This window comes from Collinsella sp. CLA-SR-H006, assembly GCF_040097075.1.
Taxonomy (GTDB): domain Bacteria; phylum Actinomycetota; class Coriobacteriia; order Coriobacteriales; family Coriobacteriaceae; genus Collinsella.
In genome coordinates, this window is record NZ_JBBNPD010000001.1 from 193,844 (window position 1) to 207,439 (window position 13,596).

Genomic DNA, 13,596 nt, shown 5'->3' on the forward strand with positions numbered 1-13,596 from the left:
CTCGTCCAAGTCGTTGTTCATCTGATTGCACAGCCATGACGGGGTGAACACCTCGGCGCGGCTCTTGGTGCGCTGGGATTGCTTCTCCTGCTCTTTGGCGATGCGCGGCTTGATGACGCCGGAGTTCATGCCCGTGATCTTCTCGACGGTCATCTCGTCATCGCCCATGTAGCCGTCGCCTAGGGCCTCGTATTCGTTGTCGGCCCATATGATGTTGCGCCCCGTAGTGCGGTCGCACAGCAACGTCTTGAGAATGAAAGTCGGGTATCGGCGGTCGAAGGACTCTATGAAGCCTTCGACCGAGATGTCGTGCATTGGCTCCGTCACGGGCTATTGTCCCTTCTTCGCGAGCTCTTCGATCATGCAAGTGCGCACAAAGGCGGAGAAGCTCATGCCGCGAAGGGCAGCCTCCTCCTTCGCCGCGTCGCGCAGGGTGTCGGGGATGCGCAGGGTCACAGATACCTGGTCGCCGTTTACCAGGAAGCTCCTGATCTCGGTCTCGCCGGGGTTACCCTTGATGAGCTCCTTATAGCCGTTAGACATTCGCGCCTCTATCCCTCGAAATGCAATACAAATGCGTTTTCTGAATTATAACGCAGCGGTACGCCGCGGCACTGGGAATAGGGGGACATCAGCCGCTCGGACACAATGCGACACCGGGCGGCGGAGAAGATCATCCGGCCGGAATCAAGGAACAGTTTCCGGACCGGGTTTCGTTCCTCAGTTATCGCGCGGTTTGACTTTGGCCCGCTCCTCCGCATAGAGGACCTCGTTCTGAGCCTCCAGGATGCGCGCCGCGTCGCCGATGCGCTCGGCACACCTCTCGCTTATAGACCTCAGGGCCAGGACCCCCTCGACGTCGAGCGGGTCCAGCTGGTCGGCGTGAGCCAGGGACTCGAGCAGCTGGTCCAGGCCCCTCGCCAGCCTCCCGGCATCTGCCACCGCGTCGAGCAGTTCGAGGCGCTATATCTTTTCTTCGTAACCCAACATCTGCTTGTCTCCTTCTCTCAATGCTCATGTACGGTAAGGAAGCAAGCAACCGAAAACAAGAGATAGACCGCCAGCACTACACTATTCCGAACCAAAGACCAAAAGATAAGCATTGTGGGAAAATCTAAACTTTTGGATTTTCCTACAATGCCAACTACGGCGGAATCCCTCCCACTCCTTATATCTTTCTGTATACATTGAATTTGTATTTAGTAAAATGCAGACAACACCACGGATCGGCTTTTGGTTGGACAATTCCAACCAAACACCACAGCAGACAGCAGAAAACATTCTGAACGCTAGGAAGCCGGTATGATTGTTACATATAAGGGGAAGAAAAATTTCTTTTAGGTACTTGCTTTCCTAAAACTGATGTGATACAATGATTTAATCCAGAAAAGGAGTAAAAAATATGCGGCAAGGTATTCTTAAATAAAATTTGATAATGGGCGCAAAAATGATTGCCCCTTGCAGGGGCTTAGTTTTTGTACCCAATTTAAGAATACTTTTGCCTTTTTAGTAAATATCGTGACGGACAGCGGCTCATGTAAGCCGTCATACTTCTGTTTGTCCGAAGTCATGATCCCCAGCGGTAAAAGTATTAGCCGCTGGGGATTTTTGCGCCCATTTGGGCCTTGTATGGAGGATAGACATGAACATTATCAATATCGGGATTCTTGCCCATGTAGACGCTGGAAAGACAACCTTGACGGAGAGCCTGCTATATGCCAGCGGAGCCATTTCAGAACCGGGGAGCGTCGAAAAAGGGACAACGAGGACGGACACCATGCTTTTGGAGCGGCAGCGTGGGATTACCATTCAAGCGGCAGTCACTTCCTTCCAGTGGCACAGATGTAAAGTCAACATTGTGGATACGCCCGGCCACATGGATTTTTTGGCGGAGGTGTACCGCTCTTTGGCTGTTTTAGATGGGGCCATCTTGGTGATCTCCGCTAAAGATGGTGTGCAGGCCCAGACCCGTATTCTGTTCCATGCCCTGCGGAAAATGGACATTCCCACCGTTATCTTTATCAATAAGATCGACCAGGCTGGCGTTGATTTGCAGGGCGTGTATCAGTCTGTTCGGGATAAGCTCTCCGCCGATATTATCATCAAGCAGACGGTGTCGCTGTCCCCGGAAATAGTCCTGGAGGAAAATACCGACATAGAAGCATGGGATGCGGTCATCGAAAATAACGATGAATTATTGGAAAAGTATATCGCAGGAGAACCAATCAGCCGGGAAGAACTTGCGCAGGAGGAACAGCGGCGGGTTCAAGACGCCTCCCTGTTCCCGGTCTATCATGGCAGCGCCAAAAAGGGCCTTGGCATTCAACCGTTGATGGATGCGGTGACAGGGCTGTTCCAACCGATTGGGGAACAGGGGAGCGACGCCCTATGCGGCAGCGTTTTCAAGGTGGAGTATACAGATTGTGGCCAGCGGCTCATCTATTTGCGGCTATACAGCGGAACGCTGCGCCTGCGGGATACGGTGGCTCTGGCCGGGAGAGAAAAGCTGAAAATCACAGAGATGCGTATTCCATCCAAAGGGGAAATTGTTCGGACAGACACCGCTTATCCGGGTGAAATTGTTATCCTTCCCAGCGACAGCGTGAGGTTAAACGATGTATTAGGGGACCCAACCCGGCTCCCTCGTAAAAGGTGGCGTGAGGACCCCCTCCCCATGCTGCGGACGTCGATTGCGCCGAAAACGGCAGCGCAAAGAGAACGGCTGCTGGACGCTCTTACGCAACTTGCGGATACTGACCCGCTTTTGCGCTGCGAGGTGGATTCCATCACCCATGAGATCATTCTTTCTTTTTTGGGCCGGGTGCAGTTGGAGGTTGTTTCCGCTTTGCTGTCGGAAAAATACAAGCTTGAAACAGTGGTAAAGGAACCCACCGTCATTTATATGGAGCGGCCGCTCAAAGCAGCCAGCCACACCATCCATATCGAGGTGCCGCCCAACCCGTTTTGGGCATCCATCGGACTGTCTGTTACACCACTCCCGCTTGGCTCCGGTGTACAATACGAGAGCCGGGTTTCGCTGGGATACTTGAACCAGAGTTTTCAAAACGCTGTCAGGGATGGTATCCGTTACGGGCTGGAGCAGGGCTTGTTCGGCTGGAACGTAACGGACTGTAAGATTTGCTTTGAATACGGGCTTTATTACAGTCCGGTCAGCACGCCGGCGGACTTCCGCTCATTGGCCCCGATTGTATTGGAACAGGCATTGAAGGAATCAGGGACGCAACTGCTGGAACCTTATCTCTCCTTCACCCTCTATGCGCCCCGGGAATATCTTTCCAGGGCTTATCATGATGCACCGAAATACTGTGCCACCATCGAAACGGTCCAGGTAAAAAAGGATGAAGTTGTCTTTACTGGCGAGATTCCCGCCCGCTGTATACAGGCATACCGTACTGATCTGGCCTTTTACACCAACGGGCAGAGCGTATGCCTTACAGAACTGAAAGGGTATCAGGCCGCTGTCGGCAAGCCAGTCATCCAGCCCCGCCGTCCAAACAGCCGCCTGGACAAGGTGCGCCATATGTTTCAGAAGGTAATGTAAAGATACCTACCGTCAACGCCGAGAAATTTATGGGCATTGTCCGCAAGCACCTTGCCTTTGAAGAACTGACCCCCACTCTCTTGCGGGAAATGATCGAGAAAATTGTGGTGCATGAGTGCAGCTATGATGAGAACGGCACCCGCAGGCAGGACATTGAGATTTATTACAGCTTTGTCGGCAAGATTGACTTGCCCGAATAACCGCCCGACCTATCCGACACAATGGCCAAGTGTCGGATAGGAACGGCAAAATTTTTTGCACTTCTATTGCTTCTTTATCACACATAAGCAAACGGACGTGTCGCGCAGCACCGTAGCCGTTCCGCGCAACGAAAAGCCTCACCGCCAGCGATCTCGTGCGCACATCGGCCGCAAGCGGCACGGGAGAGGCCGTCCCGATTAGGGTAGCGGCGCCGCGACTCGGAAACGCGCCTCCGTCCTCCACGCGACGTCCCGACGTAACCCTCGCGAGCGCCCCGGCAACCGCCGACGGGCCGCATCCCATGCCCGGAGGGTCTCGGCGCCCATGGCCGGTTCCATGCCGCACGCCTCCGCCCCTCCGACCCGAAACCCGCCCCGGCGCTCCTTGGACGCGCAGGGTCGCACGCCGGCAGGCGGCCCGCAAGGGCCGCGACACTTTTTCGGGTTCTTCGCCCCATGCGCTGCGCGCGCGAACAACGCGAAAAACTGACGTCGGGAGATTTCTACAACCACGTCCGACTTCGCTTCCTCCCTTGCCGGCACGCCCGCGCTGCATGCGACTCACGCGACGCAAGGCACGCCACAGGGGCGGGCCTCAGAGTCTAAGGAGCAAGACATGAACGACATGAAGGAAAAGGCGATGGGCGCGGTCAAGGCCTTCCTCGAGCGCAAGGGCTACGAGATCGTCGACGAGGCCTGGCAGGGGCCCGAGGGTATCGGCGGGATCGACCTCGTGGCGGTGGACGAGGACGGGACCCTGGTGTTCGTCGACGCCACGGCCCGGATCGGGACGGACGGCTTCCCCGAGGCCCACAGGGCGCGCGGGCTGCGCGAGGCGCTGGCGGCGACGTGGCTCGCCGGCAACGGCGACGACTACGCCGACACCCCGGTCCGCTTCGACGAGGTGGCGATGATGGTCGTCAAGGAGAACCGCGCGCTCCTGCGCCACCACGTCAACTGCTTCGGCGAGATGGAGCCGCTCTCCTAGGCGGCGCGCCCGGCCCCGGGCTCCCGGGGCCGGGTTTCCCCGAAACTCGGCCCCTGTACCACGAAAGCGTACATATCCGTACGTTTTCGTGGTACACTCCGCTTGTCGGACAAATCCGTACGATTTTGTCCCGACGCTCCGAGACTCGGGGCGCGCCGGACCGGATGCGGCGAGGCGCGCCCCACGCTAGAGAGGACGCGACCCATGCGCACGATAGCCATTTCCAACTACAAGGGCGGCGTCGGCAAGACGACGACCGCCGTGAACCTGGCGGCCATCTTCGCCGCCCGGGGCCTTCGGACCCTGCTCGTCGACCTCGACCCGCAGGCGTCGGCCACCGACTTCTTCGGCCTCTACGACCGGGCCGCCTCCGAGCGGCGCACATCGGTCGAGCTGCTCTACGGCGGCGCGCCCGTGGAGGAGATCGCCTACGCCGCCGGGGAGAACCTCGACGTGGTGGCCTCGACCATCGACCTCGTCGACCAGAACGAGATGCTCCTGCGCGAGCAGCGCCTCAAGTTCGCGCTCGACGACGCCTCGGGCTCCTACGACGTCTGCCTCATCGACTGCAGCCCCGTGATGCGCAGGCTCGCCTTCAACGCCTACCTCGCCGCCGCGGAGGGCGGCATGGTCGTCATCCCCGTGAAGCTCGACTCCACCGTGATGCGCGGCACGGCGCTCACCGTGGAGGCGACGCGCTCAATCGCGGACGCCCTGCGCATGCCCACGCCCAGATGGAAGATACTGCGCACCTGCGTGCCCGGCCGCATGACCAACGCCGAGACCACGGGCGCGGCCGTGCTCGACGGGTTCTTCCCAGACGAGCAGTTCGAGACGGTCATACACGCGAGCAGCAAGGTCTGCGAGGGCAGCTGGCAGTGGAAGCCGGTGGCCGCCTTCGAGCCGGGGAGCCGCCCCGCGCGCGACTACGAGGCCCTCGCCGACGAGGTGTACCGTGAGCTCGCCTAGCCAGGTGGCCGCGGGATTCACCATCACGGGGCTCCTCGACGGCGCGTCCCGCACCCGCGGGCGCTACCCGGTGTCCGAGATCGCGGTGGCCGACATCGCCGACCACCCGGCGAACGCCGCGTACTCCATGGACCCGGCCGGCATAGCCGAGCTCGCCGAGTCGATACGCCAGGACGGCCTCACCGACCTGCCGCTGGTGCGCAAGGTCGGAGACGGCTCGTGGCAGATGGTCTCCGGGCACCGCCGCAAGGCCGCCTACGCGCTGCTCGCCAAGGACGACCCCGCCTACGAGAGGATGCCCTGCCGCGTGATAGAGGGCATCGACGACGAGCGGGCGGTGACGCTGCTCCACGCCGCGAACTACTTCACCCGCGCGCTCACCGTGACCGAGCGCGCCGCCGCGACCGAGGCGCTCAGGGGCGACGCCGTGCGCCTGCGCTCCGAGGACCCGTCGCTTTCCGGCATGCGCGTCGACGACGTGAAGGCCGCCATCATCGAGCGGCAGACGGGCCGCAAGGTCTCCGGCAAGACCATCGCGCGCGAGGAGAGGCTTGCCCGCAGGATCGCCGAGGACCTCTCGCCCGAGTGGGCCGCCGAGGCCGACCGAGGCAACCTCAGCGCCGAGGCGGTGCGCTCGCTCGCGGGCATGCCGAAGGAGCGCCAGGCGGAGATGCACGCCGCGATGGAGCCCTGGCGGCGCACCAAGCGGGAGCTCTCCGACTACGTGAGGAGCGAGAGCAAAACGCAGGCCGGCCCCGACGGGCGCATCGCGAAGGCCGCGAGGCTCGTGGCCGACTTCCTCGAGAGCCCGCCCGAGAGCCCGAGCGCTGCCGACCTCTCGCTGCTGCGGGAGATGGCGCTCATGACCGCGCCCTACGCGGAGGCGGGCGCAGGAGCCCGGAAGGTCCGAAGAAGGGCCTCGCATTCGAAATCCAGCAAGTAGCCTATGGCGTCCGACATCGCGTCGGGCGTCCATAGCACTTGGGGACCGGGCGGCCTCGGACCCGTCATGCCGCGGGCCGTTGGGGAGCCCGCTTTCGCGAGGCCCGGTCCCAGAGGCGGCGCCCGAGCCGGGCCGCCGCCTGCGGGGGATCCCCCGCGCCCCTAGAGAGACGCGCCCGCCGTACGGCGGGCCCGAGGAAAGGAATCCGCCATGGAAGAGGAAGCCGGCGCCGCCAAAGGCAAGGAGCGCCGCGTCACGTTCCGCATGGAGGGAGGCGACTACGACGCGCTCTGCGAGCGGTGCGAGCGCGCCGGCCTCAGCAAGTCGGAGTACCTGCGCTACCTCGTTCGCATACCGCTGTCGACGGAGGCCAACGCGGGAGACGAGCACCGCATACTCGTGGACCGCAGGGCCCTGTGGGCGATGTCGCGAGAGCTCACGAAGTGGGGCTACCACTACAACCAGGCCGTGCACGCGATGAACCTCATCAACTTCCACGCCCGCCACGGGCACGTCGACCGCGACCTCGTCGCGGATAGCATCCCGACGATCGAGCGCGAGCTCGCCGACGTGAACGCCGCGGCCCGAGAGATGGCGGCGGAGCTCGGTCGCATCGGCGCCGACTCGCTCGTGGAGGGCTCGCCATGCCGATCCTGAAGCCGATAAGCGGCCACGGCTCGACGGGCGGCATTCGCCGCTACCTCGAGAAGGGAGGTCGCGCCCTGGCGCGCGACCTGTTCAACCTGAGCTACGACGAGCGCGACGCCGGCGCACTGGGGGAAGACGCCAAGGAGGCCTGCGCCTGGGATGCCGAGATGGATGCCACGCGCGCCGCGTTCGGCACGGACGCACCCTGGAGGGGTAAGCCCGCGCGCACGTTCAAGCACTTCGTGCTCTCGCCGGACCCCGACGACGACATCGACCTGGCTGCGCTGCGCGAGCTCGCGTGCTCGTGGGCGCTCAAGCACTTCGGCGACCACGAGATCGCCATCGTCTACCACGACGATAACGCCCGCGGCATACCGCACGCGCACATCGTCGTGAACAACGCCAACTTCCGCACCGGCTACCGCATGCAGACCCAGCACCCCGAGGACCTCAACCGAGACCTGCAGGACATGGCGCGCGAGCGCGGGCTGTCGGGTCTCTCCAACGACCGGGCGCCCGAATCCCCCTCGAAGGCGCGCGGGCGGGCAGGTGCGGGCGGACCCAGGAGCCGCAGGAGCGTCTACCTGGGACGGGCCGAGAAGGAGATCATGCGCTCGGGCGGCTACTCGTGGGTCGGCGACATCCGCGCCCGCGTCGCGCTCGCCAAGACCACGGCGCGCGACGAGGCGGAGTTCCTCGGCGTCCTCGACGCCCTGGGCGTGCACGTCGCCGACAACTCGGCCAAGGCGCGGCGGGACGACTGGGTGTTCAGCCTTGCCGGGGAGCCGTCCAAGAAGGTAGCCGGCGAGCGCCTGGGGTTCGTCTACGGCAAGGAGATGCTGCGCCGGCGCTTCGAGCGCGAGGGCGCCTACCGCCCCACGGACGCGAGCGCCGCGCGGATCCGCGAGGCCGCCGAGCGGGCCCTCGAGCTCAACGACCTCTCGGAGCTGAGCAGGCTCTCCTCGGCGCTCGAGACGTGCGCGAAGTTCGACGTCGAGTCCATCGAAGAGTTCGGGCTCAGGATGGCGACGTTGGAGCGGCGCGGCCAGGCGGGCGGCGAGGGGTACCGTCGCCTCGAGGCCGCGCGCGCCTACATGGCGGAGAACGGGCTCATGCCGCTCAAGACCCGCTACGGGGACGATCGCGGGCGCGGCGCGGCCGAAGGAAACTCTCGCGACGGGCGCCGCGAGGACGAGCAGCGGCGAATCCTCGCCGCCGAGCGGCAGCGGGCCCAGCAGAACCAGCACAGGGAGAGGGGCCGGAGATGATGGTGAGGATAGAGTACGAGGGCGGCAGGACGACGCTGTTCGACACGCTCTCGTTCACGGAAGGGTCGCCGTTCTCCGGCGCGAACATGCTCACGGAGTTCGAGCTCGAGATGCGGGAGGAGCCCGAGAAGGGGCTCTGGCTCACGGCGAACTGGCACCAGGTGCGCGACGACTGGCGCGCCGACGCGCCCGCGGATGGCGTCCCGGCGGCGCGCAGGTCCCGTGGCTGGCGCTTCATGCTGGCCTCGGAGGCCGAGCTCGGGCGCGCCCGCCGCGTCCTGCTCGACGGCGACGAGGCGTTCGCACGGGTGCGGGGCTTCCTGTGCGACGCGGCCGCGATCGGCGCCTGCTACCGTGAGCACGTAGGCCCTCCCTCAAAACCGCTGAAGTCGCAGATAAGGGACCTGCAGCGCGCTCTGGGGAGGGCGGAGGTCCCGGGCGTGCCCGACGAGCTGGCGAGGCTGCTCGCGGAAGAGAAGGAAGAGGGCGCCGACGAGGGCGCCCGCAAGGTCAAGGAAGATTGGGGTGACGTCGATGAAGAGGCTTGGTAGGTTCCTCATGGCGGCGCTTAAGGTCACGCTGGGCTTTTTCGTCTGGCTGTTCCGCGCCGTGTTCAAGTGGGTGATGTAGAAGACGATGACCGTTTGCCTGCCTAGGCAAGCATTCGCTGTTATGAGCATGATGGTAGTGCAGGAGATTCATCCGTTCTAGACGGCAAACGGCCGAGCGATCGAGTATCGCTCGGCCGTTGTTTCTTTAACCTGACTGATTCTAATTCAGGAAGAAATCATCGACTTCCTCGCGCGTGTGCAGGATTTCGCCGTCCGGGACGTTAAGGCTTGCCGCCAACTCAACGGAGCCGGAAAAAGCCATTGCGACATTCGGGGAGAAAGCCTTCTCGAGAAGGCTGATGTATGCGCTCATATTCTCACGAAGGCCGCTGATGCATGCGGCGTATTCGCCATCGAGCTCAGTATCGAGGGTCTTCAATTCCTGGGCATAGTGCGCGAGCAGCTCCGCCTCTCGTTTGTCATAGAAATCCTTTCCCAATTCGTACACGGTCGTGCCTACGGCGTTGCCGACGAGGGCGCCCAGAACCGGAACCGGAATGATGACCTGGCCCACGAAGCTCGAGAACGCGCTCACGGACGCATCGAGACACGCGATTTCTGAGCTTTCTATAAACTCGATCTCCGTAAGCTCGCCGCTGCGGAACCTGTAAGCGCATTCTGCGACGCCGAATGACGCAGTGACCAGCGCGCTTGCGACAGATGAGGGCGTGGCCGTGTAGTTGTTCAGCCAATAAACAGCTCCACCGCGAACCCCGCCCTTGACGAGTCCCATGCCGGAATCTTTTGCGATTTCCTCCCAATCGTCCTGGGTCAAGTCGCCGATGCGCTTTCCGTTCCCGAGATGGCGCTTCATTGAAATGGCGAATGCCGTTCCCGCTTCCAGAACGGCGCCAGCCGCCGCGGCCTTCGCGCCCTCTTGGGGCGTGGGCTTGTGCTCCTCGTAGATGTCCTTCTTTATTCGCTCGCTCTCGTCTGCGAGCCTGCTCTTCTCCTCGGCCATCTTGTCGGCGATAGCGTTCTTCTGGACCTCCGAGTACTCGAATTTGGAGGCTTCAAGGTCATCGATGCTGAACCCGCTTGAGTCGAAGAACTCATGGATGCTCTTCCAGGTTGAGTAGGACGGGCCGCCGGTCGAGGACGCCAGCTTGGCCGCTTCCTCCTTTGGCATCTCGTACAGGGAGCGCACCGCGTCGAGATGGTCCTTCGGGATCTGGTAGATGCCGTCTTTGTCGAGGAAATCGGGGTACTTCTGCAAATGGGCAGCCACAGCATCCAGGGAGAACTTGCCGCCGGCGTTCACGAACTTGACCTGTATCTCGACGCCGTTGCGCAAAAGGTCGGCGGGGCCGTTGTCATTAACCCATTCCATTACCGGTTTATCGCCATGGACGAGGCTCTGCGCGTTCTCCAGCCCGCATTCGGCCACCTCGGCGATGAACCCGTGGACGCCCTTGTTGCCGCCCCTGTTCGCAACGACGAGGTCCTCGATCTTCCCGAGCGCCCAGTTCATGGACTCCATTGCGGAATCGAGGTTCTGATCTTGGCGGTTGAGATTCTCGATGAGGTCGTCGATTCTCATCTGGTTGATCAAGCCGATCCATGCGGCGACGGCCTGCTCCTGAGTGCTCTTGACTACTTTCTCTGTATTCATGGCTATTCACCGTCCCGGGTGGCCACCCTCTCGACGATGAGGCTGCCCAGGGACTTCGCGTTGTTTACCAAGGAGCCCAGGGCCAGTTTCTCGCCGTCGGAGATGGAAAGGTAGTCGGCGCCATGCAGGCGGCATGAGGACATGAAGGACCCGGACAGCTCTTCGCGAAGGGCATCGGTCTTTGTCCTGAGCGCCACGATTGCTGCGGACGTCTCCCTAAGAGCCTCGGTGTTTCTCTTTACCGACAAGAGCTCCTCGTGCTTTTCCTCAGCGATCTTGTGCTGTTTTTTCACGAAAAGCGCGATGGAGGTCAGCAACGTGGCGCCTGCGACGCCCCATCCGATGGGGCCGGCCATTGCCAGGAAAGCGCTGCCGGCGGCCATCCCGCCTCCTCCGGCGGCCAATGCGCCTCCGCCGAGCCAGGCCATCGCCGCGTTCGTCGCAGCAGCGCCCGACAGCGTGGAGATCGCGGCGCCCGTGGAGGCGGTGCCGAAAGTTGTGGCAACCCACATGGCGGCGGATGGGGCTATGCTGGCAACGGCCATGCCCGCTGCGACGCCGGCGCCGGCGCTGGCCGCCGATTTCCGCGCCGAGTCCAGCTCTTCGCGGGCGAAGGACTCCGACTCCTTGAAGCTTCGCTTCTTGTGGGACACCTCCTCGATATCCTCCACGAACGACTTCGGCGTGTTCGCGATCGAGTTCACCAGGTCGGTAACGAGGTCCAGCAGGTCGATGCTCCTCAGTCTGGACTGGTAGAGCTCGATCCCTCCCGACTCCAAATCTGTATAGGCTTGGTTGTATTCGATGACGGCGAGCTCGTACTCATCCGGTTCTTTCGCCCTTGCATTCTCGACGCCTTGCTTGATCCCATCGGCGATTTCTCCCGCTTTGCCTGCGACGACGGCGACAGCGCCTTGAGCACCGGCAGCCGCAGCGCTCGCGGCATTTGCGACTCCTTCAGCCACACCGCCGAGCATTTTCGCCATATGTTCGGGAGCTGGACTTCGAGATTGGGTTGATGCGTCATCGTCTTGCTCATCGACAAACTCAGTGTTGTATTTGAAGCTCTTCGGCTCTGGACCGTCCTTGATCGCATCTCCAATGCTCTGAACGGCACCTTTTGCCTTGCCTGCAATGTCCCCGATGGCCTGTCCCGCCTGATCGGCGGCGCTTTGAGCGGCATTCGATGCCTGTTCGGCAGCGCTAGCGATACCTTTTCCTGCAGCGACCGCAGCCTTCTGCGCCTCTTTTATTGGGTCGAAGCCTTTATCGAAGAAGCCCATCGTCCCTGCCTTTCTCCATTTGCAATCAAAGGCCATTATCCCACCGATGGATTTAGTCTCTATCAGTGATTTAACCATCGGTCATTATCTGCGCGAAAAGCGTCGTCGGTGTACAGCATTATGGACACTAGATTCAGTTGTCAGCTGAGTATGTTGCAAAGACGACGGCGCAGGAGTTGCTCGTCTGGGACAATTTGTCCCCGTGGTAGGCGTTGAGCTCCACCGCGTCGGCGAAGTCGTCCCGCTTGCCCCCTGAGCTCGGATGGCACCTAGTAGCTACACCGGGCGACGGCGCAGCCGCATTTCGCGCAATTGCCCTCGATCACGATTCCGAACTTGTCGGCGCGCAGCGTGTAGCCGGGAGCGAACGATGCGTTGGCGTCGTGGCAGTCGCGGCACCAGGCGTTGTTGAGCAGGATTCGCTTTTCCTCGTCGCTTATGGCGTCCCAAGCCGCCAGGGCCTTCGGTGAGGAGCCGTTCCGGTCGCATTCCGGGATGGCGTCGACGGGTTCGGGTCCGTATCCGTCTCGGCGGCGTGCCGCTTCCCAGTCGATGATCGCCATGTCCAACCTCCCTTTCTGTCCATGACCTTAGATTACCCCACCATGCGCAAGCCCCTCGTCCGACCATCGGAGCGAGGGGCTTGATCGTTCTGCTTGGTTGCGATTCCGATTTTCGAAGGCTAGTCCCGGTCGTCGTCGCCGGCTGCGCAGCAGGCGTAGGCCGTGAGCGTGAGGAGCCCCATGAGGAGCCCTATTCCGAAGGGCGCGAATCCCATCCTTCCACCTCCTTCGCGTAGACGACGGTGCGCGAGTTGCTCGTCTGGTAGCTGCACGTCACGAAGGCCCAGGCCTGCGCGACGTCCGAAGGCTCTTCCAGGACGACTTCGCATCGGGACAATTTGTCCCCAAGATAGGAGTTGAGAGCCGCCGTGTCGGCGAAGTCGGTCCGCTTGCCCTCCGAGCTCGCGTCGACCACGTCGGCCGCGAAGACCTCGAGCTCGATCTCCTTCTCGCGGGTGTAGACCCGGATGGTGCGGTGCCCCTCGGCGAAACCGCGCGACGAGTACTGCGCGAGCGGCGCGAACATGGTGCCGTCGGACATGTGGTGCCCGTAGACGATGACGAGCGGGCTCTCGGCGCCCTGCGCGCAGTCTGCGTCGATGTAGGGAGCTCCCCATGCGGATCTTTCGCCGCCGGCGTCGTGCGTGAGGTAGAAGTCGGGCGATTCCGGCCGGCCCTGCGCGATCGGGTAGTCGACGGTCGTGCCCGGCACGCGCACCCATGCGACGACGGAGGCGGGAAGGGCGTCCCAGTCGATTCCGCCTCGCGCCTTTTGCGTCCCCATCGCCGCGTCCTCTTCCGCAGCGGGCACCTCGTGTACCTCGTACGGGTTCCTCTCGGGCTGCGGCAGGACGGCGAGCGCCGCCAGCGCCAGCAACGCCACGGCGACGGCGAGCGCCGTGGCGGCTTTCCCTTTGTTCATGTCCTCCCCCGTTCGCAGGGGAGGCCC

At 62.4% G+C, this 13,596-nt stretch carries 12 protein-coding genes and 1 pseudogene; 8 read left to right on the forward strand and 5 right to left on the reverse strand.

Translation table 11 applies throughout. The features are described 5' to 3' along the window. Positions 1 to 330: 330 nt before the first annotated feature. A complete protein-coding gene (locus AAA069_RS00895; protein ID WP_172596416.1) occupies positions 331 to 543 on the reverse strand; it encodes a YlcI/YnfO family protein in 213 nt (70 codons plus the stop codon). Between the two features lie 1,099 nt (positions 544 to 1,642). On the opposite strand from AAA069_RS00895, the gene tet(W) reads away from it, so the two are divergent. The 8 genes and pseudogenes from tet(W) to AAA069_RS00935 all read left to right on the forward strand — a co-directional run bounded on the left by tet(W) (position 1,643) and on the right by AAA069_RS00935 (position 9,129). Then, positions 1,643 to 3,562, forward strand: a complete 1,920-nt coding sequence (tet(W), locus tag AAA069_RS00900) for a tetracycline resistance ribosomal protection protein Tet(W) (protein WP_075843486.1) — start codon at positions 1,643 to 1,645, stop codon at positions 3,560 to 3,562. Between the two features lie 8 nt (positions 3,563 to 3,570). Beyond that, positions 3,571 to 3,762, forward strand: a pseudogene (locus AAA069_RS00905) (DUF4368 domain-containing protein); the annotation flags it as partial. 616 nt (positions 3,763 to 4,378) lie between these two features. Further along, positions 4,379 to 4,750 (forward strand): YraN family protein, encoded by a 372-nt coding sequence (locus tag AAA069_RS00910; protein ID WP_075279297.1) that lies wholly within the window; start codon positions 4,379 to 4,381, stop codon positions 4,748 to 4,750. Between the two features lie 204 nt (positions 4,751 to 4,954). Next, a complete protein-coding gene (locus tag AAA069_RS00915; RefSeq protein ID WP_075279298.1) occupies positions 4,955 to 5,719 on the forward strand; it encodes a ParA family protein in 765 nt (254 codons plus the stop codon). After that, complete coding sequence (locus AAA069_RS00920; RefSeq protein ID WP_101677773.1) at positions 5,706 to 6,662, forward strand: ParB/RepB/Spo0J family partition protein; 957 nt, start codon at positions 5,706 to 5,708, stop codon at positions 6,660 to 6,662. The genes AAA069_RS00915 and AAA069_RS00920 overlap by 14 nt, the downstream gene beginning before the upstream one ends. Positions 6,663 to 6,872: 210 nt before the next feature. Then, on the forward strand, positions 6,873 to 7,319 hold the full coding sequence (locus AAA069_RS00925) for a CopG family transcriptional regulator (protein ID WP_015540324.1): 447 nt from the start codon (positions 6,873 to 6,875) through the stop codon (positions 7,317 to 7,319). Next, a complete protein-coding gene (locus AAA069_RS00930) occupies positions 7,307 to 8,578 on the forward strand; it encodes a relaxase/mobilization nuclease domain-containing protein (RefSeq protein WP_349127313.1) in 1,272 nt (423 codons plus the stop codon). The genes AAA069_RS00925 and AAA069_RS00930 overlap by 13 nt, the downstream gene beginning before the upstream one ends. After that, complete coding sequence (locus AAA069_RS00935; protein WP_349127314.1) at positions 8,575 to 9,129, forward strand: hypothetical protein; 555 nt, start codon at positions 8,575 to 8,577, stop codon at positions 9,127 to 9,129. The genes AAA069_RS00930 and AAA069_RS00935 overlap by 4 nt, the downstream gene beginning before the upstream one ends. A gap of 220 nt (positions 9,130 to 9,349) precedes the next feature. Here the strand turns inward: AAA069_RS00935 and AAA069_RS00940 are convergent, their stop codons facing one another. From AAA069_RS00940 to AAA069_RS00955, 4 genes are all read right to left on the reverse strand, one after another. Further along, entirely contained in the window at positions 9,350 to 10,801 is a 1,452-nt protein-coding gene (locus AAA069_RS00940; RefSeq protein ID WP_349127315.1) for a hypothetical protein, read from the reverse strand. Positions 10,802 to 10,803: 2 nt separating this feature from the next. Next, positions 10,804 to 12,084 carry a hypothetical protein gene (locus tag AAA069_RS00945; RefSeq protein ID WP_349127316.1) on the reverse strand — a complete coding sequence of 427 codons (1,281 nt, stop codon included), beginning with the start codon at positions 12,082 to 12,084 and terminating at the stop codon, positions 10,804 to 10,806. A gap of 269 nt (positions 12,085 to 12,353) precedes the next feature. Next, positions 12,354 to 12,647, reverse strand: a complete 294-nt coding sequence (locus AAA069_RS00950) for a hypothetical protein (protein ID WP_349127317.1) — start codon at positions 12,645 to 12,647, stop codon at positions 12,354 to 12,356. Between the two features lie 190 nt (positions 12,648 to 12,837). Continuing rightward, a complete protein-coding gene (locus AAA069_RS00955) occupies positions 12,838 to 13,569 on the reverse strand; it encodes a class B sortase (protein WP_349127318.1) in 732 nt (243 codons plus the stop codon). Between the last annotated feature and the right edge of the window lie 27 nt (positions 13,570 to 13,596).